Source organism: Bradyrhizobium sp. 62B, assembly GCF_030272265.2.
GTDB lineage: Bacteria > Pseudomonadota > Alphaproteobacteria > Rhizobiales > Xanthobacteraceae > Bradyrhizobium.
This window is the reverse complement of sequence record NZ_CP092841.2, coordinates 5,580,950-5,600,517: the sequence shown is the minus strand read 5'-3', so window position 1 is coordinate 5,600,517 and position 19,568 is coordinate 5,580,950. Positions and strand designations below refer to the sequence as shown.

The following is a 19,568-nucleotide window of genomic DNA, read 5'->3' as shown; positions in this document are numbered from 1 at the left end:
CGACGCGATCGGGAATCGGCCGCGCTACGTCTGCGCCGCCTGCGAAAGCGATCCGCTGCGTTCCGCCAGGATCCGCGGCTGGATCGAAGGCTCCCTCAGGCCTCCGGCCGATCGCTCGTCCCACCCAAGTCCACTTCAGGCCCCCTAGGAGCGCACTTAAGTAATCAACCGCAATTTCGCTGGGTGCTGGCCGGGCGCATGATCTCGACATGCAGCGCGAGATCATTTTCAGATGTCCCCGCACCGGCATGAACGTCCAGCATCGGCTGGACGATGGTGAGCCGGCGGCGCCGGGAAACGCCTTCGTGTCGGCGCGGTGTCCGGCCTGCATGGCGCTGCACTTCGTGAACATCACGACCGGCAAGCTGCTCGGCGAAGGAAAGGTCGGCCAGTCCGAGCGCGGCAAGCGCTCCGCCTGATCAGTATCCCACCGCGAAGCCAAGACTGGCAAACTTGTCCGCCGCACCCCAAGTGGTTTGCAGTGTTCCACGCAGGAGAGGTGCGATGTCAACCGTGGCTAAGTTGCTTGGGCGTAAGCGAGTGCTCCTGGAGCAGTTGGAAAGCAATCCAGGATCGAATGAGCGCGACGAAATCGAGCGGCTGCTGGCGCAGATCGACACAGCGCTCAGCCTGCTCGAGCCCGAAGATGCCGCTCCTCCTGGCGAGGAATGATGTTGTCGGGTCCGAGAACTTTCATCGGGAGATCAGGTCCCCGTCGCTGCCTTTTGCGCGCCAGTAGCGCTGGCGAAGCCGCGGCGCGATCAGCCAAGCGATGGCGGCCGACGCAAGGAAGCTGACTGCGATCATCGCCGGGATTGCGGTCATTGCATCTGATTGCGCGGAGGTCAGCAGAATCGCGACCATTCCCGCTCCAAAGAGCACGGCCTGGACCATCATGAAGACCATCGCCGCGATCTGAAGTCTCACTGACATGCAAAGTCTCCCGAGTTCATCTTCGGGGACAACGCCGATCGAATTTCGCGGGTTCCGCGGCACTGGACGGCCCCTGCAAAAGAAGATCGGCCTCGGCAGCCGTATTGCTGCCGAGGCCGATCGCGTTCTCGAAACTGTTCAATGCTTCGCCGTCCAACCCGCAGTCCCGGACTTCGTTCCGTCAAACCTGCCCGCCCGTCGCTCTCGGAGCCGACGTCGCATCTGCGGTCGCAAATAGAAGGCGGAGCCCGGAGTGCCTCGGAGTCCGGGTCTCCGCAACCGTAACAGCACCGGAGCGAGCGCTCATGCCGCTCGGTACGATTTCAACTCTACACCTGTGGAGGAGGTTCGCATTGAGCCAGCTCAACTTCCCGTGGCTGCGGCGCTTCGGTCCGGAAGGCGTCCCGCTCGCGACCGAGGTCATCGACCTTCGCCCGCATGCGCGTGAGCAGGAGCTCGGCCGACGCGGTCGCTACTCCGGCCCGCTGCAGCATCCGGATCTCGCGCTCCTGCGCGCGTATCTGTCCCCGCATGCGGGTGATCTCGCTGCGAATCCAGTCCAGTTTCACAGCGCGCTCAAATCGTCAGGAACGTCGCCGAACTTGCGGATCAGCCTGGCGTCGCTGAAGTCGCCGCTGGACGGGTCGCCCGTCCGTGAGAAGGCGATGGCGCCGGCGTGTCCCGGCTTTCGGGCAAGGACTTCGGCCCGCATCACCGCGGCGTTGGCGCTCAGGCATTCTGCCGGCTCGCCGGCAGCCACCCCGTCGTCGGAGAAAACGAACGGCAGAGCGACGTAGTAGGTCACCTCAGACATCTGCTTCATCCTTGCGCTCGCGCGCCCCTGGCGGCCGTCCCCGGGTGTAACCGGTCGAGACCTTCCTCCAGAGCCCATCGAGCTGGGTCTCGAGGAAGTCGTTGGCGACGATCAGGGCCTTCACGGCCTTCCGGGCGTCGCCCCCGCAGGCCGAGATGGCCTGGTCGGCAGCGGTCTCGAGATCGTCCTTGGCGGGACCAGTCTGCTCGGAGATCGTGTTCATGCGATTATGTTCCCGTTTCGTTCGCAGGAGTCAAGCGGGTTGTCTGATGCTCATCACGGGGCGGGGCCCAGGAGATGAATCTCGGGGATGGCGGTCCGGCATGTCGGAACCGGTCCTGCCCATTCGTCTTGAATCAAGGTCTATCGAACCGGAGTTCTGCGTACATGGCCCCGCGCGCCAACTGGAAAGGCTTCCTGCGTCTGTCCCTGGTCACCTGCCCGGTGGCGCTCTATCCGGCGACGTCCGAGAGCGAGAAAATCTCATTCAACCAGCTGAACCGACAGACCGGCCATCGCATCAAGTACCTGAAGGTCGACGCCGACACCGGCGACGAGGTGCTCAACGAGGACATCGTCAAGGGCTACCAGCTCGAAAAGAATCAGTTCATCGAGGTCACGAAGGAGGAGCTCGAGGAGATCGCGCTGGAATCCACGCGCACCATTGAGATCGACGAGTTCGTCGACAAGTCCGATATCGATCCGCGCTACCTGATCCGCCCCTACTACATCCGGCCCGACGGCAAGGTCGGGCACGACGCCTTCGCCGTGATCCGGGAGACCATCCGCGAGATGGACAAGGTCGCTATCGGGCGCGTCGTGCTGACAAATCGCGAGCACATCATCGCGCTGGAGCCGATGGACAAGGGCCTCGTCGGCACGCTGCTGCGCTATCCCTACGAGGTGCGCGGCGAGCAGGAATATTTCGACGACATCCAGGACGTGAAGGTCACCAAGGACATGCTGGATCTCGCCAGGCATATCGTGAACCAGAAGGCGGTCCGGTTCGAACCGGACAAGTTCGAGGACCATTATGAGACCGCGCTGATCGATCTCATCAACCAGAAACGCGCAGGCAAGCCGATCGTACCGAAAGATAGGCCGAAGGGCGAGAACGTCGTCGATCTCATGGACGCACTGCGCAAGAGTGTCGGGGGCGCAGCGGCCGAGACCGAGGCTGCAAAGAAACCTGCCAAGAAGACGAAAAAAACGGCCGCGGGTCAGAAGGAGATGCTGATGCCGATAGCCGGCAAGAAGCCTGCGAAAGATGCGGCGAAGAAGCCTGCAGCAGGAGCGCGGCGGAAGTCGGCTTGAGGTCCGGAATCCGGTGACTCCCGATGACAATTGCGGACTGACACGGGGAGAGGATGCCCATGTCAAGGCTGTGCTTCGGATCGGAACAGCGGGGTGGAATGTTCCTCAAAGCTGCAAGGAAAGGGTTGGCGGCGCAGGTAGCCACCTTGAGCGTTACGCTGCGGTGTTGAACGCCACCGAGATCAACTCATCCTTTCACAGGCCGCACCGGCGCTCGACGTACGAGAAGTGGGCGAGCGCGACGCCGGATGACTTCCGATTTTCGGTCAAAGTCCCCAAGTCCGTCACTCATTCGAACCAGCTTGCGCGGGCTGAACTCGATCGGTTCATCGAAGAAAGCGCCGGCCTAGGTGCGAAGCTCGGGGTTCTGCTCGTTCAGTTTGCGCCTCGCAAGATGTTCGTTGAGTCAGATGCGGAATTCTTGTTCGGCGCACTGCGGGAAGGAACCTCAGCCGCTCTCGCTTGCGAACCACGTCACGTCAGCTGGTTCACGCCCGAGGTCGGTGCTTGGCTCAGGGAGCGTCGGATCAGCCGCGTGGCGGCGGACCCGGCGCGTGTGCCCGATGCCGACCTGCCGGGCGGGTGGCCGGGACTGCATTATTTTCGGCTGCATGGAGCGCCGCGCATCTACTACTCCGCCTACGACGGGGCATACCTTGGCGCGCTGAAGTCACGGCTCGGTGCTGCACCGTCGTCAGGCGAGGCCTGGTGCATCTTCGACAACACCGCCGCCGGCGCCGCGCTCCAGAACGCACTCGACTTGCTTCCTTGAAGGGCCTGCCATGGACGGCGGGCGGGCCCACCGGGTTAATACGGACTTTTAGGGCCACCGGCCGTTTACCTTAGTAGGCTACGACGTTCCGGATCATGGATAACGACTTCGAGCCCAAGGACCGTGCGGAAGAAGCCGTGAAGGAGGCCCTCTTGTCCGATGGCTCCGAGCGGCAGCGCTGGCTCCAACTCGCGCAGGCTTGGCTCGAACTCGCCCGCATCCGCTGCCATCCGAGCGGTGCGACAGCGCAGCCGAACTAATCTTTGCCTGGGGGGCACTCCGGGCACGCATCGCCGATAGAACCCAAAACCTCGCGGACTTCCTCGACGGCCTGATCCGGAGACAAGCCCTCCGGCGGCTCCTGCCTGGCGATGTTCAACGCGTGCTCGCGCGCATGAGGGTCGACCCGATCCCTAGCCCAGCCGTGCTCCTCGCATTCTCTGATAGCGCCCGCCTCCTGCAGCACGTGGATCGCCCAGCCGCGCAGCGTCCGGATCGTCGGTCGTCTTTCCTTCGTCATCAGCATCGACATCGCTCCTGCCAAGACGAATCCTGCCCCCGCCTCCTCGTTCCGGGCGGTTAGCACGGGTCAGGGATTCGCAAACGGTAGGGCTGAGGCTTGTCCCCCTGTTCCGCGTCGCTGTGCATAAACCAGAAGCGCTCGCCGGATGGACCGGGCCGTCTCAAGTTTGATCGGCGTTGCCAGCCCGAACGCGCAAGGTGTATTTGCTAGGCTTTACCTCTGAAGTAGCAGGAGGGGTAATGGGTAACTGGCTCGTCGTTCCGAAGGGGACAGGCCTGGCGAGGCGGACCCGAGCGCGTCGCGCCGCGCAATACGTCCGGATGTCGAGGGAGCTCCAACGCTACTCCATCAAGAACCAGATGGCAGCAATCGCCACCTATGCCGAGGCGAACGCTCTTACAATCGTCCGCACCTATTCGGACGAGGGCCGCAGCGGCCTCCGGATCAGGGGACGGCCCGGTCTCATCGAACTGATCGAGGACGTACAGTCGGGGCAGGCTGATTTCGACCATATCCTCGTTTACGACGTCAGTCGTTGGGGCCGCTTCCAGGACGTCGACGAGAGCGCCTACTACGAGTTTTTGTGCAAGCGGAGCGGCGTTCAGGTCGAATACTGCGCGGAGCTCTTCACGAACGACGGCACATTCGTTTCAGGGATCGCGAAGAGCCTGAAGCGCGGCATGGCCGCAGAGTGGAGCAGGGAACTCTCGGTCAAGGTGCATGCGGGACACTGCCGGGTCGCGAGCCTCGGTTACCGGGTCGGCGCTCCTGTGGGTTACGGCCTTCGACGCTTGATGGTGGACGAAAGCGAGCATCCGAAGGGCTTCCTCGAAAAGGGCCAGTTCAAGGCTTTGCAATCGGACCGCGTTCGACTGCAGCCCGGCTCCGCCGAGGAGGCGGCCGTGATCCGGATCATCTTCGATCAGTTCGTCAACGGCCGGAAATCGTACAGCGACATCCGGCGTCAACTGAACGACGCCGGCATCGCCAATCACAACGGTCGGCCGTGGACCGACGGCATGATCCCGACCATCCTCGCGAACGAGAACTACATCGGCAAGACCATCTACAATCGCACCTCGCGACGCTTGGGACAGAAGCTGGTCAAGAATCCGGATCATGCCTGGGTCCGCGGCGCTGCGCAGATTGAGCCTATCGTGGACCCCGGCATCTTCGCACGCGCACAGAAGCTGCTGGCCGAACGGCGCGTGGAGATCCCCGAAAATGAGATGTTGTTGCGCCTGCGACTTACGTTACGCCGGCGCGGAAAACTCAACTCGCGCATCATCAATACGACGCTCGGTCTCAATCACGTCTCGGCGTACGTGAAGCATTTCGGATCGCTGCGGAAGGCGTATGCGCTGATCGGATACGAGTCGCCGCGCGACTGCGACTGGATCGACACCCGGGAGTTTTGGGCTGCAGAACAGGCGAAGCTCGCAACCAAGCTCGCGGAGGTGTTGCGAAACGACCTTGGTCTTCGGTCGGAGCTCGCTCCGGACGGGATCGGCGTCGATGTCGAAGGCAGGCGGGTAGTTTCGTTTCTCGTCGCGAGACGGCTGGCGCGACGGGGAGAGGATCACGCTGCGCAATGGAAGGCCTATCGAAGGCAGATTTCATCGGGCCTGCTTGCCGTGATGCGGTTGGATGCGACAAATCGCGAGATCGAGGATTACGTGCTACTGCCTGCCTCGTTGAGGCCGGGACGCTACGTCTGGCTCGCATCAGGCTCCCTTCGACGCCATCGCGGGGCGCTTTACCGGGAAAGGGGGGCACTCTTCGCGGCCATCAAAGCAACGCTGGCAAAAACCACCCGTGCCGCCCCAACCAGCTCAGCACCGCCGAAAAAGCGATCGAAATGAGGCCAGCCCAAAGCCAAGGGCTTCGGCGGGCGGCGCTCACTGTGCGGAGATACAAAATCGCGCCGATGAGAGTGCCGTAGTTCCTTCGGAAGTCACCGTTCAGTTTCGCAATCTTGGACAGTTCCGAGGAGGTGTCGACGTCATTTGCCATCGGGCTGGCTCCTTCGTCTCGCTAGGACCAGCGCCGTATGAACCACTGTTTTGCCCGACGGGGCAAGCGATTATTTCTTTTATTCAGAAATAGACGCGGACTGGTCCAAATGCATGGGCGCCAGCGTCTTGCGGAGCGCGTTACGATGGCGCAGCCTCCTTGGATCACTAGCTCTCGAATGTTTAATCGACCGTCGTCGCCAAGAGTGGAGGAACCGGCGCTGATTTGGCAGGTTTGAGTGCGATGACAAAGCTCTGCATAGGCTCTTCGCATTCCTCCCTCACCCGCCGCGGTGCACTTCGACTCTCGGCAGGAACGCTGTTGGCCGTGAACGCATCGCGAGCCGGATGGGCTCAGGCAGCCCCGGTAGATACCGGGACGACGAAGGCAGACGAGATAAGCTTCCCGTCCATTGTCAGATCCAGTGAAGCGAGCGAGGAGAATACGAAGGGACCACTCCCGGCGAGCGACCGCATCGGCTTCGCCGTCGTCGCTCTAGGCCGTCTCTCCGTCGAGCAGATACTGCCCGCCTTCGGGCAAGCGAAGAAGAGCCGATTGGCCGCTCTGGTCTCGGGATCGCCAGACAAGCTGGCTGTGCTCGGACGCCAGTACGGCATTCCCCGAGAAGCTCTGCTCGGCTATGAGGACCTCGAGCGCTTGCGCGAGATGGAAGACGTCAAGGCCGTCTACATCGTTCTGCCGAACTCGATGCACAAGGAATACGTCCTGCGATCGTCAGCGATCCGGAAGCACGTGCTGTGCGAAAAGCCGATGGCGACGAGTTCGGAGGATGCTCGATCGATGATCGAGGCGTGCTCCTCGGCAGGCGTCAAGCTCATGATCGCCTATCGCTGCCGCTACCAGCCCCATCACTTGGAGGTCATTCGTCGTGCGCAGAGCGGAGACCTCGGACCAATCAAGCTGATCGAATCGATCAACGGCCAGAATCAAGGGGATCCGGAGCAGTGGCGGCTCCGCAAGGCATTGGCTGGCGGCGGATCCCTGTCCGACGTCGGCATCTATTGTTTGAACGCCGCACGCGCCGTAACCGGCGAAGAGCCGATCGAGGTCGAGGCTCGCATCCACTCGACAAAGGGTGATCCACGCTTTCGGGAAGTGGAAGAGAGCGTGGCTTGGACCATGCGCTTCCCTTCCGGAGCGCTGGCTAACCTCTCGACCAGCTACGGCATCCACAGGGCCTCGCGTTTAGCGGTCCACCTCGATGGCGGCAATCTCCTCCTAGACAACGCCTATCCCTACAAAGGGCAGCGCCTGACATTGCGCCGTGCCATTGATAGCCGAGAGACTGAGACATTGATCGAGGTGTCCGCGAAAGACCACTTCGCCCTGGAATTGGACCACATGGCGGAGTGTGTGCTCGACGACAAGCAACCCAAGACGCCGGGCGAAGAAGGTTTGCGCGACATGAGGCTGATGGAAGCGATCTACAGGTCGGCCGATCAACGTACGTCGGTCCGGGTCGACTAAATACCCTCGTCTCAGCAAGAGGGCTCGCCCAAACTATTCGCGGCGGAAGTGCCTAGGCAGCTTCAGCGCGGTGTTGCTCCTCGCTCCGCTTTTGATTGATGAGGTTCAACAGCTGCGCCGAGGCCCGCGCGTCGCATAGGGCGCGATGATGGTTGTCGAGCGATATGCCGTAAATCTCGCAGAGCTTCCCAAGTCCGTAGGACTTGTGTCCCGGATAGCGCCGCCGCATCCCGGCACATGTGCAGAGCTTCGGAAATCTGAAGCGACGCCCGATCCGCTCGAATTCGTAGGAGAGGAAACCGTAGTCGAAGGTGACGTTATGGGCGACGAAGATGCCGTCGGCCATGAACTGCATGAAGGAATCCGCGACTTCGGCGAACAAAGGCGCGTCACGAACCATCTCGTTTGTGATGCCGGTCAGCTGGACGATCTTGGCGGGAATGGAACGCTGCGGGTTGAGGAGAGAGTGCCACTCGTCCACGACCCTGTGGTTGCGGACCTTCACCGCGCCGATCTCGGTGATGCGGTCGCCGTTCGACCATGAGCCGGTGGTCTCGATGTCGACCACCACGTAATCCTGCTCGGGGTCGAAGCGGTAGTCGACCCGACCGATCTCGGCCACAATGCCGGCGTCGCCGAGTTGGCGGAGGCGAGTCAGCTGGTTGCGGCGGATCACGTCCCCTTCGGCCTTGACCTCCATGAAGGACGCCTTGCCGTCCTGAACCAACATGAGGTCGGGAAAGCCGTCTCGCATCCCGGGGAAATCGTCGCACATGCTGCGGACGATAATGGCGATACCGGCCGGATCGGATCCCTCGAGCAGCGCGCGCAGCGCCTCCACTTGCACGTGATCCCAGCTGAAGATCCCGTTCGGGCGGCCCCATCTCGCTGCGACGGTGCGGAGGATCAGCGGGAGCGCGGATCGGGACGCGATGGCCGCTATTTTCTCGTCGATCGTCGCGGCGAACAGCCGACGGAAGCTGCGGTCCTTCAGGCAGTGAGGTAGCCAATCGAACCCGCTGGGCATCCGGGTGCTCTCGAAGAGCTCGTCCCAGAAGAGCAGGCCGAACAGGGTGTGCCACAGCACATTCTCAGTGAAGTAGACCTTCGTGCGTTCGCGCCGCAGCACGCCGGCGACGCCCGCTTCGGGCGCGACGATACACCTGAAATCCGAGTCCGCTCGGGTTGTTGCATGGTTCAAGGTTGGTCATCGGCGCCGGAGCGCCCGATGCGGCTCGAATCTTAGGGCCGACGCTGCGGTGCGCTTTGACCCATCTCAACGTCCGGAGAGGGCCCTAGGTAGTCATCCGCAATTTCGGCGGAGCCACGACGAGCTGCATCCTCGAGCCATGCAGCGCCAGATCCTGTTCAAGTGTCGGCGCACGGGAATGAACGTCCAGCTTTCCCTGGACGAGGAGGCGATCGAGTCCTTGAAGCCCGAAGATACCTACGTCTCGATTCCTTGCCCGGCTTGCACGTCGCTCCATTTCGTCAACAGCACGACGGGCAGGAGGCTCGGCGACCAAGAGAGAGCGCCTCGTTGATCGGTGCTCAGGACGCGGCCTGATCCGTCACGTCCTCGACGAGGTGCAGCAGAAATGTCAGCCGACCATCTTCGTCGACGATAGGGGAGTTGATGCGAGGCTTTTCTTCGGCCTGTTGCACGCTCTAAAATCCACGGCCGCCAGGGCCCAGCGTGTTTTTCGTCCCTTTTTCGCCGGCGCTCGCAGACCGCGATCCGGCTGTGATCAGGCGTGCAAGATCAGCCCGCAGCGATGGATTGATCCAGATCAAGCATTACCCGATCAATGGCAAATAGCTTGCAATCTCAAGTATTGCACAGAGGGAGCCAAAACATGCGGATGTCCCGTCGCCAAGCAACTATCGGTGCATTGAGCCTCGTTGCAGGCTCCTCTTTAAGCTCAATAGCTCGCGCTGAATTCGGCGACATCCTGCGGGATTTCGGTGAAGGAATTGATGATTTTGCTGTGGCTCAGGACGCCTATATCTACGGCTATCCCCTGGTCACCATGGAATACACGCGAAGGGTCATCACGAATGTGGCGAGCCCGGTTGGCAACCGCGCGCCGATGGGACAATTCATCAAGTCGCGCCAGTACCCGGATGACTCGTTCCGCGATGTAACGGCACCGAATGCTGATACTCTGTATACGACGGCATTTATCGACGTCGGACAAGAGCCGTGGGTGCTCAGCATTCCCGATATGAAGGACCGCTATTTCCTGTTTCCCATGCTGGACGGCTGGACCGACGTGTTTCAGACGCCGGGGAAGCGGACCACGGGGACCGGTGCACAGACCTACGCAATCACCGGGCCGAGTTGGACCGGTGCGCTCCCCCCGGGCGTCAAGGAATACAAGTCACCGACGAGTCTTGTGTGGCTACTCGGACGAATCTACTGCACGGGAACGCCGGAAGATTACGCCGCGGTCCACGCCGCGCAGGATCAGTGCAAGCTGGTGCCGTTGAGTAGCTACGGCAAATCTTACACCCCGCCGGCAGGCAAGGTCGACCCCTCCATTGACATGAAGACGGCCGTGCGCGAGCAGGTCAACGGCCTGGATGCGATCGCGTACTTCACACTCCTGGCGCAGCTGATGAAAACGAACCCGCCTGCCGCTGCGGATGCTCCCGAACTCGCCAAATTCGCGCGGATTGGCCTCGTCGCCGGAAAGGATTTCGATTCGGACAAATTGCGCAATGCGGACTTCGCAAAACGAGTCCCGCAAGTGGCGTTCGACCGGATCATGCTTCAGTTCAAGGTCAACAAAGAGGTCAAGGACATCAACGGCTGGGGTTACACGACCAAGACCGGCTTGTACGGAACGGACTATTTCATGCGGGCGTTTGTCACAGCGATCGGACTCGGCGCGAATCGGCCGCAGGATGCTGTCTATCCGAGTTCGCAAAAGGATAGTGAGGGCAAAGCGTACGACGGCGCCAACAAGTACGTTCTACATTTTGCGAAGGGCCAGATGCCGCCTGCTCGCGGCTTCTGGTCAGTCACGATGTATGACAGCAGTTACTTCTTTGTCGCTAACCCGATCAACCGCTATTCGATCAGCGCCAGACAGAACTTGAAATCGAACCCGGACGGCTCCGTCGAACTATATATCCAAAAGGAATCGCCTGGCGCGGACAAGGAATCGAACTGGCTACCGGCTCCATCCGGCAAATTTCAGCTTATGATGCGCTTGTACTGGCCGAACGAGAATAGTCCTTCCATTATCAACGGCACGTGGAAGCCGCCGGCGGTGAAGAAGTTAGCCACTGTCGTTCGGCGCTAAAGTTGGTCGTCGCTCGGACTGCGATGGCCTTGTCCGGCCTTCGCAGTCCGGCGTTTGCATGCAGAGCCAACTGACGAGTGTCCGCTCTCGCCCCAAGTGGATCTGATCGCGCCAAGGATTAAGTCCCATGTACAAAGCCGCTGGATCAATGTTGGTAATGGCTCTCACTCTTTGTTCCAGCCTCTCGGCTTGGGCGCAACGAGTAACAGCAGCGCCGGTTGCAGCGGAAACTCTGCAATCCATGCTCGCGGCGCAAATCCGTATGCAAGGCTTTTCCTGCGACAGGCCGCTAACCGCCGTGAGCAATGTCAAACGCTCCCGTCCAGATCGCGGCGTTTGGGTGCTTAAGTGTAGCAATGCGACCTATCAAATTACGCGCGCACCGGATATGGCGGCAAAGGTCAAACCACTCCCGTGAAGTGATATGCACTTTATCGACTAGTGCGCCGCCATGCCCCTTTGAAGAAGCGGGCATGCTGATCAGAGATGAAGCTCCTGCGGCGCAGCCGATCGCCTCGCCGGCTGCTCGAATTTGCCGACCGCCCCATCATTGGGGGCGCGGCGGCGGAGAGCAGGGCTCCGAACAGGCCCGCCAAGAAAGCCAAGAAGGCGGCGGCCGGCCAGAAGGAGATGCTGATGCCGACCGCCGGCAAGAAGCCGGCAAAGGAGTCCGCAGCAAAAAGGCCGCGGCCGGGGCGCGGCGGAAGTCGGCCTGATGGCGCTGGTCTTCATCACTGGCAGCACCGATGGTCTCGGTCGCGCCGCGGCCGAGACGCTTCTCGGCAAGGGCCATCGCGTGGTGCTGCACGCCAGATCTGCGCAGCGCGCAGCTTCCCTCAACGAGATCACTTCGCGGGCTGCAGGAGTGGCGGTCGGCGACCTCCGCAGCGCGGCTGAAACGAGGAGCATCGCGGACTAGGTCAACGCCATGGCCGCATGGATGCGATCATCTACAACGCAGGCGTCTACGCGCAGAAAAGTCGCGGTTCGACACTTGAGGGGAGCACGCCGGGGTTCTCGCGATCAACACGCTGGCACCGTACATGCTGACGGCACTGATCGAGCGCCCCGGACCGCCGTCCACGAATAGGATCTGTCCAGTGATGAAACCGGCGTCCTCCGAAAGCAGGAATGCGATGGCGGCAGCGATCTCTTCGGGCTTGCCCAGTCGGCGCATAGGGATCATTGACAAGAACCGTTCCTCGGCCTCACTCCCTGCCGGTGTGTTGCGGCGAAACAACTCCGTTTCGACGGGGCATGGGGCGACGGCGTTCACGGTGATTCCCGTTTCGGCAAGCTCCACAGCCCAAGTCTCGTGAGGCTGTTAACGGCGGCCTTCGCTGCCGCATACGCGCTGCGAAGAGGAGTCCCAGTCGTCACGAGACTGCTGATGTTCATAATCCGGCCCCAGCGTTTCGCCTTCAATTCTGGCAGAAGGGCCTGTACTGTCTGAATTGTGGGATGTACGTTTACACGCACCATCTTGTCCAAATCAGTGAGTTCGATTCCGCCGACGGGATGCACCCTGGCCAGCCCGACATTATTCACGACACCGTCGAACGAATAGGTTCGCGCGAGCTTTGCAAAGGCGTCGGCGGATGCCCTGCTATCACTAAGATCGATTGGCACTAGCGTACCGGGAAAGCCTTTATCTTGGCCGCGCGCGATGCCGACGACGTTATGACCGGCGGCAGCTAGCCGGCTCGAAAGGGCTCGCCCTATTCCTTTGCTGGCGCCAGTTATTAGAAAAGTTCGTGCCGTCATGATGGCCTCTGCGTCCGGGTTGATAGGCTGAGTTCTTGTCCCGCTCCTTAGGAAATCGCAAATGAAGAGTCTGCAGGATGTGTGTGAGCGTGGCGCTTCTTCAGGATGCCTTTGATGTGATGTCTTCCCAAGACGGCAGCGATCAGAGATTGCGGGGAAGCGCGACCAATGAGAAGCTAGAAGCGGATTCACGTACCTCGATGCAAGCGTCTGTGCATCAGGTAGCCGCGCTCGGCGTGCGCGCTGATGCGACGGTCGCAAGCTGCGAGCTTAACCTGTCCGCACCAAAAGGCAGACCGTGTGGCCACACTACGTTGACGGCGTAAATCTGAGTTGCCCAGCCTTATTCAGCTGAGTGTCGAAACTGGATGCTGGGTACATCCCTCCTTGTCTGTCCACGCGCCAATAGCCCGCTGCCTTTTGGCGTCGAGCGCTCGTCTCCGGTCAATCTTAAACGGCTCCAATTGCAGCTTTAGATTTAATCTTCACCGGCCAATCAGTGGATGAAGCCGGCGCCAAAATAAACTCAGGTGTTTGGTCTTCGCTCGGCTGGTGCTAGAATATGCTGTCCAGCCAGGGAGAGCACTTATGGCCGCCGAGTTCGATGAAGATCGCTTGAATATGGCGATCCGTAAGTTTCTGAAGCATGTCGGTGTTAGCTCGCAACGCGAAATCGAGAACCTAGTGCGTAGTGGGGCAGTGACTGGCGGCGAACTCAAACTCAGGATGACCCTTGTTGCTGAGGGGACGCCGATGAAACATGTTGTCGAGGAAACAATAGCGCTTTGACGATATTTGCGGGCTAGGATTTGGCATTGCCGGTCTCTTGGTGCCGTTGGCTGCGGCGCGCGTCGCGAGAAGAATTCGAGTTGGTGACGAGCGTCATTGCATCAATGTATCCACCTATTGAGCGGCCATCGTGCCTAATATCAGAACCCAGCGTTCACCTCCGAAGCGTTGCGGCCGCAGCGTCTTGATAAGGCGATAGTCGCCCGGGCTCGAGCTTTCCATGCTGACCGGAATCGGGCCAGGACCCTCAGGGTGGTAGCTTGCCCCTCAGACTTCGGCGCGCGATGCTTGAGACCTGCCATTCGAATTTACTTGGTGCGAACTGTCTTCGCGCCGGCGGTCTTCAACGCCTTGGCGATCTTCTCCGGCTCGGTACCGTGGAAATCAACAGACACCTCAATCCCGCCTTCCAATTTCTGCTGAGTTTCAGGTGCGGGCGCTGTTTTGGCGTCGGCACCGGCTGGCCGCGTACCCGACGAATTCGCGGCTCCCGCAGGCTGAACGAAAACGTCTCCTCTCGCGACACCATATTCCTGGACGACATGTTCCACAGCCAACTCAGCTTCGCGCCGCGTAGCGAATTCTCCGATGATCGTGTTTTCCAAGGTTGTTCTCCGCGCCGGGATCGAGAGGCGGACAACCGACTGAAGGCGTCGAGAGTTCCTAAAGCCAATCTGGCGGCCTTCTGCCAACTGACGCCGCGCGCGATGCACTCGCGCTCAGCAACAGAAACAACGCTCGCTCGGCCTTGTACCTTGCGGCCGGGCGGCTGCATTCCGACCCTGACATCAAGGCCTCTCCACCTGTCTCGCAGACGGCCCACTTCCACCGGCCGCGTCCGCGCGGCTTCAATACGATATCGTACCCCTCGAAGCGATCCTCATCGGCCTCGAAGCTCATGCTGCGATCCGCCTCGGCACATCGTTCTTCAAGCTCTTCGCAAGCCCCTCGCTTAGGGCTCAGATAGCGTTTTCGCCTGCCGATCATGGCGTGGCTCCCGCTGTTGCTGGTGAGAACGGTGTCGGGGGCCGGGTGAGCGCGATCGGAAACGTCTGCGACGTCAACGCCTGCAGTGTCGAGTTCTCCTCCGACAGGCGCCGCTCGACGAACTCGCGCTCGATGTCGGACAGCCGCGTCGCTAGCAAACTGCGATAGCGGTGGATATTGTTGCGGTGGGTGCGAATGCGGGCAAGGTTCTCATCGAGCATCTTCGTCGCTCCTCGCTGTCTCCTAGGCTGCGGACCGCTCAATCGGCCGCAACCGCATCGGCTTGCCGGCGGGTGGGGGGTCTTCGTCCAGCGCGCAAAGCGCCGCCAAAATCTCACCGATCGTGACACTCACGCCATTGGGCGGCCGCAGCGACGGGCACGAGGCGATCGCGGAAGCGTCCGCTGCCCACCAAGCCAGGATGGCGCGCTTCTCGGAAGGAGTTAGACCAGGATCCAACACCACGTCCCGTGGGTACTTGAAGACGGTACCGGGATGAAGGATGGCGTTCAGATCGATGACGTTGTCGTCGAGAGCGGTCGTCGGCCGCATGACTACCTCCGTTTCTAAGACGAGCTGTAGGGGTGGCCGCGCGAGCAGGCCGCGCGGCTTCGATCAAAACCCAGCTGCCCTGTCCGGTTAGGCGGCCTTGGATTCGATCTGGGTCACATTGCTCGGGGCAGTGCCGTTGATCTCGATCCGGCGCGGCTTCATCGCCTCGGGAATCTCCCGCTGCAGGTCGATGATGAGAAGGCCGTTCTCGAAGTAGGCGCCCTTGACATCGACGTGGTCCGCGAGCGTGAACTGGCGTTTGAAGTTGCGGGCGGAAATTCCGCGATGGAGGAAGTTCTTGTTGTCCTTCTCGGCCTTCCGTCCCTCCAGCGTGAGCACGTTCTGCTCGGACGTCAGTGCAACCTCGTCCGGCGTGAAGCCGGCCAGCGCCACCGATATCCTGAAGCGGTTCTCATCCAAACGCTCGATGTTGTAGGGGGGATAGGCCTCTTCCGCTGTCCGCTGGACCTCGTCGAGGGCGTCGAAAAGGTGGTCGAAGCCGATGCTCGACCTCCAGAGCGGAGTCCAATCATACCTCATATCCAAATCCTCCTTGGAGCAAGATGGGTACGAGCAGGCTCCGGCCACCGTCCGGGCGCCCGACTCAGCCGCGGGACCCCATAAGGCATCCCGGCGACGGGGAAAAAATCTATGAGACAAGGGGAAATTTCAAGGGGGCGCGGCGAGATTTTTTGCTGCCGGAAGCGGTCGGTGAATCCTTCGATACCAGCCCAGACCTGGCCGGCGGCAGCGAACAGATCCCACTTGCCCGGCAGCCCTTTGAGCTCATACGAGCCGCGTTAGTTGAATCGCAGTCCCGCGCCTGATACGAGATCGGTCACGACCCGCGAGACCAGAACCTCGTCGGGCCCGGATTGCGAGATGTGCAGCTAACGAAGTCCCGGGTATCATCGCCGACGGCGATTTGCCCCAGTCGGCTGGTAAGGATAGAGCGGACCTAACTTGAACCGGGCCAAGCCGTCGCGATTGACCCGAAGCAAACGTGCAATCGGAAAACTCGAGCGCGCCTTGGCGTGGGGCGCGTCCTCTGGCAGCGACGCGCTGCGAAACAATTAGTCGTCGCGAACGCCGGCCGAACGCAATCCTTCGGTGTATTCGCTTAAGAACCGGGCATCCTTACAGAAGAAGAGCTCTCGTCCGGCGGTTCCTGTCGTGTAATCGCTCTTGCGCGTCATCAACTCTGCCGCAGCGGCGCTTGCCTGTGCGTGGTCACCAAGGCGTCCGAGCGAAGCGGCCAAGGTCGCATAGGCTCGGTACGTAGCGTTCGCTTGACGTGTCGCTCTGCGGGCGAATTCCGCAGCAATGTCGTACTCGCCGAGCGAGAAGTGTGCCCATGAACGCGTGTGGTGGAAGCTCCACAGGTGGCTGTCGCGTGGACTCAATATTGTGGCCCGGTCGAGCAGCGTTTCTGCTTCGATCTCGCGCCCGCACCACAGGAGATTGAAGCCTTGCGCGAAATAGGCTTGTGCGAAGCTCGGATTAAGTTCCAAGGACAGGCTGATCGCCGCGGACGCTTCCTCGTTCTGCCGCGTGAGGCATAGCGCGCGTCCGAGCGCGCAATGGCAGAAGCAGTCGAGTTCGTCGAGAGACACGGCGGTTCGAGCTTGATGCAAAGCGGTTTTTAGCCGAGTCTCCCGGGCTTCTGGCGTATCGTAGAGTGATCGTTGAATGTTCACATAGCTGAGCGCCCCGTGTCCTCTCGCGAAAGTCGGATCGGCCGCAATTGACCTCTGAAAGTATTCTTCCGCGCTGTCGAAACCAGGCGTCGTGAAACGCCACAGATTCCAGAGTCCGCGCTGGTAGCAATCCCAAGCATCCAGGCTCTCCGGCGGCTTTCGGGCCGCCAGCTGCTGTTCCACTTTCGACAGTTCAGGCTCGATCGTGGCGGCGATCTGTCGCGCCATCTCGTCTTGAATGTCGAAGATGTTCAGGAGCTGAAATTCGTACTTTTCGGACCAGAGCTGCTGTCCGTCCGCGGCTCTCGCGAGCTCCGCGGCGATTCGCACCGAGCCGTCGCTCTTTCGCACACTTCCCGACATGACGTAGGTCGCACCAAGCTGGGCGCCCACTTCGCGAGCGTCGACCGCGCCGCCCAGGAAGCCAATCGTGGAATGGCGGGAGATCACTGAAAGCCATCGATTTCGGGCGAGCAGCCGGATGATGTCTTCAGTGAGCCCATAGCTGAAGTATTCGTTGTCGGGATCATTCGATATGTTTTGGAACGGGAGCACGGCGATGGACGGCCTGGTGATCGCCTCGGCTTTGATGGCCTCCGAAACGACGTCGTCTAGCTGCGAAATCTCTGGGTGAACGGAAGTACTCGGCGGACCACGTTCCGGGCCGCCCGCCTCGCCAGGAACGAGCTTGACCGCATCCGCGTCCGAACTCGACACTTCTTCGACGTCTCCCACAAAGCGGAAGCCGCGTCGATGCAAGGTCTTGATGAACTGTTGTTCGGTGCCGCTGTCGCCGAGCACGCGCCGGGCGCCGTTGATGCGGCTCGAGAACGCGGCTTCAGAGATGATGCGGCCATTCCAGATGTTGTCGATCAGCTCGTCCTTGCTGACGACCCGGTCATGGTTGCGCACGAGATGGACGATGAGGTCGAAAACCTGCGGTTCCGCGTGAACGGGCGAGCCGCGCCGGCGCAATTCATGCTGCCCGAGATCGATCTCGAATTCCGCAAACCGGTATTTCATTACCACCGTTCCTCAGCTGGCGGACGAACAATCCTCAAGCAAAGGAAAAATGAGAGTTTCCTCAAGGAGTCCGCCAAGCAGTTCGGACAGCAACAATCTACAGACCGGTCAAATGGCGTTCAACAGGAGAAGCCATATGACAGGCCTACCTCAAAACTACACTCGTGCTTCCCGCAAAATCTGCGACGTGAAGCGACCCGCCCGGCTCGGATCGTCGCTCCTTACCTTTCCGTTCGAGCCAAAACCTTCGTTTTCCCGGCGCGTTCTCGCGGTAGCTGCTCGTCTTAGAAGGGCTACGAACGAAGCAATCGCGGCCACACTAGCTGAACAGGCCGAGCACGCGGTGACGCAGGAGCAGTGGCGAGCCGAGAGTTCGCGCCTCGTCAAGAGATTAGCTCCCTACAGTCCCCTCGACCAGCTGATCGCTTGGGCCGCGGCACGGCTAGGCAGCGGCCGATGACTATGAAGCACGCCTTCCCTGAATTTAGAAGTGATGAAGATTGAAATGACTATGACTTTGCATCCCAATCAGAATTCTGCTTTTCAGTCTGCGCCATCTCGCGCAATCCGATTGCTCGGCCTCGTGTACGGCCTCATCTCGTACGCCGTTTTTCTGGGTACATTTCTCTACGCGATTGGCTTCGTTTCGGGGGTGCTCGTCCCGAAGACGGTCGACGACGGCACGAACGTGTCGTGGAGCACGGCCTTGATGATCGACCTCGCGCTGATGTCGATCTTCGCTGTGCAGCATAGCGGGATGGCACGACGCGCTTTCAAGTCTTTCTTTGCGCGTTTCTTTTCTCCGGCCGTCGAGCGCAGCACCTTCGTCTTGCTCGCGAGCCTTAGCTTGAGCTTGCTGTTCTGGCAGTGGCAACCTCTACCCACCGTCGTGTGGAGCATCGATGGCCCAGTCTTCGCCGGCGCCGTCGCCGCAGGTGGCGCCATCGGCTGGATCATCGTGTTGTACAGCACATTCCTGATCAGCCATTTCGAGCTGTTCGGATTGACCCAGGTGATCACGCAGTTCATGGGACGGATTGCCCAACCTATCGCATTCAAGACGCCTGGACTCTACCGATTGGTTCGGCATCCGATCTACCTGGGCTTTATCATCGCCTTTTGGTCCACCCCGTCGATGACGGTCGGCCATCTGCTCTTCGCGTCTGTCACGACAAGCTACATCTTTGTGGGAATTTGGCTCGAAGAAAGGGATTTGGTCGCTTTCTTCGGCGACGAGTACCGCAAGTATCGCGAGCGGGTCGCAATGCTGCTCCCCGGTCTGTTTTGATCGAGCGATATCGTGCGAACGGCCTGCCCATGGGCGGGCCGTTTGCCACGCCTGCGGTGGGTTTAACATCTGCCCATAATGGTGATCGTCCACGGTCCGTTCAGAGCGAGTGGACGTCTGAAGTTATGGGGCAGAGCGGACATGCTCTGCCCCTTTCTTGAAGCTGGCTTCAGCCAGCAGACGACATTTTCTAAAGCGGCGTTACAAGTCAAGCCTTGGGTGCAGCAGCCCGCTGCGACATCCGCTGTCAGCCTCACAGCCGACCTGCCGTGTCCATCCGCCCGAGGACCGCTTGTGACCCGT

21 protein-coding genes and 2 pseudogenes are annotated in these 19,568 nt (G+C 60.7%); 11 read left to right on the top strand and 12 right to left on the bottom strand.

The annotated features are described in order from the left end of the window. Nucleotides 1-209 precede the first annotated feature (209 nt). Together ML401_RS26875 and ML401_RS26870 are read left to right on the top strand one after the other, a co-directional pair. Nucleotides 210-419 carry a hypothetical protein gene (locus ML401_RS26875; RefSeq protein ID WP_285807524.1) on the top strand — a complete coding sequence of 70 codons (210 nt, stop codon included), beginning with the start codon at nt 210-212 and terminating at the stop codon, nt 417-419. An 85-nt stretch (nt 420-504) separates the two neighbouring features. Next, the gene (locus ML401_RS26870) at nt 505-672 is read left to right on the top strand and encodes a hypothetical protein (protein WP_285807523.1); all 168 of its coding nucleotides are present in this window, start codon (nt 505-507) and stop codon (nt 670-672) included. 21 nt (nt 673-693) lie between these two features. Here the strand turns inward: ML401_RS26870 and ML401_RS26865 are convergent, their stop codons facing one another. The 4 genes from ML401_RS26865 to ML401_RS26850 all read right to left on the bottom strand — a co-directional run bounded on the left by ML401_RS26865 (nt 694) and on the right by ML401_RS26850 (nt 1,970). Next, nucleotides 694-933, bottom strand: a complete 240-nt coding sequence (locus tag ML401_RS26865) for a hypothetical protein (protein WP_285807522.1) — start codon at nt 931-933, stop codon at nt 694-696. Nucleotides 934-1,262: 329 nt separating this feature from the next. Next, entirely contained in the window at nt 1,263-1,502 is a 240-nt protein-coding gene (locus tag ML401_RS26860; RefSeq protein ID WP_285807521.1) for a hypothetical protein, read from the bottom strand. Continuing rightward, on the bottom strand, nt 1,499-1,747 hold the full coding sequence (locus tag ML401_RS26855) for a hypothetical protein (protein WP_285807520.1): 249 nt from the start codon (nt 1,745-1,747) through the stop codon (nt 1,499-1,501). Before ML401_RS26855 ends, ML401_RS26860 begins: the two co-directional genes overlap by 4 nt. Beyond that, nucleotides 1,740-1,970, bottom strand: coding sequence for a hypothetical protein (locus ML401_RS26850; RefSeq protein WP_259217129.1), 231 nt, complete (start codon nt 1,968-1,970; stop codon nt 1,740-1,742). Before ML401_RS26850 ends, ML401_RS26855 begins: the two co-directional genes overlap by 8 nt. 164 nt (nt 1,971-2,134) lie before the next feature. Between ML401_RS26850 and ML401_RS26845 the strand changes: the two genes are divergently transcribed. From ML401_RS26845 to ML401_RS26835, 3 genes are all read left to right on the top strand, one after another. Then, nucleotides 2,135-3,061, top strand: coding sequence for a Ku protein (locus tag ML401_RS26845; RefSeq protein WP_285807519.1), 927 nt, complete (start codon nt 2,135-2,137; stop codon nt 3,059-3,061). A 163-nt stretch (nt 3,062-3,224) separates the two neighbouring features. Then, on the top strand, nt 3,225-3,833 hold the full coding sequence (locus tag ML401_RS26840; RefSeq protein ID WP_376717311.1) for a DUF72 domain-containing protein: 609 nt from the start codon (nt 3,225-3,227) through the stop codon (nt 3,831-3,833). A 95-nt stretch (nt 3,834-3,928) separates the two neighbouring features. After that, nucleotides 3,929-4,093, top strand: a complete 165-nt coding sequence (locus tag ML401_RS26835) for a hypothetical protein (protein WP_207888927.1) — start codon at nt 3,929-3,931, stop codon at nt 4,091-4,093. On the opposite strand, the gene ML401_RS26830 is transcribed toward ML401_RS26835, so the two are convergent. Beyond that, entirely contained in the window at nt 4,090-4,359 is a 270-nt protein-coding gene (locus ML401_RS26830; RefSeq protein ID WP_285807518.1) for a hypothetical protein, read from the bottom strand. The two genes, ML401_RS26835 and ML401_RS26830, sit on opposite strands and share 4 nt — an antisense overlap. Nucleotides 4,360-4,595: 236 nt before the next feature. Here ML401_RS26830 and ML401_RS26825 point away from each other — a divergent pair, with 236 nt between their 5' ends. After that, complete coding sequence (locus tag ML401_RS26825; protein ID WP_285807517.1) at nt 4,596-6,218, top strand: recombinase family protein; 1,623 nt, start codon at nt 4,596-4,598, stop codon at nt 6,216-6,218. 478 nt (nt 6,219-6,696) lie between these two features. Then, nucleotides 6,697-7,857, top strand: coding sequence for a Gfo/Idh/MocA family protein (locus tag ML401_RS26820; protein ID WP_285812751.1), 1,161 nt, complete (start codon nt 6,697-6,699; stop codon nt 7,855-7,857). A 52-nt stretch (nt 7,858-7,909) separates the two neighbouring features. On the opposite strand, the gene ML401_RS26815 is transcribed toward ML401_RS26820, so the two are convergent. Continuing rightward, entirely contained in the window at nt 7,910-9,058 is a 1,149-nt protein-coding gene (locus tag ML401_RS26815; protein ID WP_285807516.1) for an exonuclease domain-containing protein, read from the bottom strand. Nucleotides 9,059-9,713: 655 nt separating this feature from the next. Between ML401_RS26815 and ML401_RS26810 the strand changes: the two genes are divergently transcribed. Together ML401_RS26810 and ML401_RS26805 are read left to right on the top strand one after the other, a co-directional pair. Further along, entirely contained in the window at nt 9,714-11,165 is a 1,452-nt protein-coding gene (locus tag ML401_RS26810) for a DUF1254 domain-containing protein (RefSeq protein WP_285807515.1), read from the top strand. 715 nt (nt 11,166-11,880) lie between these two features. Beyond that, nucleotides 11,881-12,235, top strand: a pseudogene (locus tag ML401_RS26805) (SDR family NAD(P)-dependent oxidoreductase); the annotation flags it as partial. Between the two features lie 62 nt (nt 12,236-12,297). Here the strand turns inward: ML401_RS26805 and ML401_RS26800 are convergent. Next, a pseudogene (locus ML401_RS26800) lies at nt 12,298-12,929 on the bottom strand (SDR family NAD(P)-dependent oxidoreductase); the annotation flags it as partial. A 588-nt stretch (nt 12,930-13,517) separates the two neighbouring features. Between ML401_RS26800 and ML401_RS26795 the strand changes: the two are divergent. Beyond that, a complete protein-coding gene (locus ML401_RS26795; protein WP_285807514.1) occupies nt 13,518-13,718 on the top strand; it encodes a DUF6494 family protein in 201 nt (66 codons plus the stop codon). A gap of 308 nt (nt 13,719-14,026) precedes the next feature. Here the strand turns inward: ML401_RS26795 and ML401_RS26790 are convergent, their stop codons facing one another. From ML401_RS26790 to ML401_RS26770, 5 genes are all read right to left on the bottom strand, one after another. Then, nucleotides 14,027-14,323 carry a hypothetical protein gene (locus tag ML401_RS26790; RefSeq protein ID WP_285807513.1) on the bottom strand — a complete coding sequence of 99 codons (297 nt, stop codon included), beginning with the start codon at nt 14,321-14,323 and terminating at the stop codon, nt 14,027-14,029. Between the two features lie 378 nt (nt 14,324-14,701). Next, nucleotides 14,702-14,926 (bottom strand): DUF4349 domain-containing protein, encoded by a 225-nt coding sequence (locus ML401_RS26785; RefSeq protein WP_259217233.1) that lies wholly within the window; start codon nt 14,924-14,926, stop codon nt 14,702-14,704. Between the two features lie 22 nt (nt 14,927-14,948). Continuing rightward, nucleotides 14,949-15,257, bottom strand: coding sequence for a hypothetical protein (locus ML401_RS26780; protein ID WP_285807512.1), 309 nt, complete (start codon nt 15,255-15,257; stop codon nt 14,949-14,951). Between the two features lie 87 nt (nt 15,258-15,344). After that, entirely contained in the window at nt 15,345-15,797 is a 453-nt protein-coding gene (locus ML401_RS26775; protein ID WP_285807511.1) for an Hsp20 family protein, read from the bottom strand. 533 nt (nt 15,798-16,330) lie between these two features. Then, complete coding sequence (locus ML401_RS26770; protein ID WP_285807510.1) at nt 16,331-17,977, bottom strand: winged helix-turn-helix domain-containing tetratricopeptide repeat protein; 1,647 nt, start codon at nt 17,975-17,977, stop codon at nt 16,331-16,333. A gap of 505 nt (nt 17,978-18,482) precedes the next feature. On the opposite strand from ML401_RS26770, the gene mddA reads away from it, so the two are divergent. Next, the gene (gene mddA / locus ML401_RS26765) at nt 18,483-19,265 is read left to right on the top strand and encodes a methanethiol S-methyltransferase (RefSeq protein ID WP_285807509.1); all 783 of its coding nucleotides are present in this window, start codon (nt 18,483-18,485) and stop codon (nt 19,263-19,265) included. Nucleotides 19,266-19,568 lie beyond the last annotated feature (303 nt).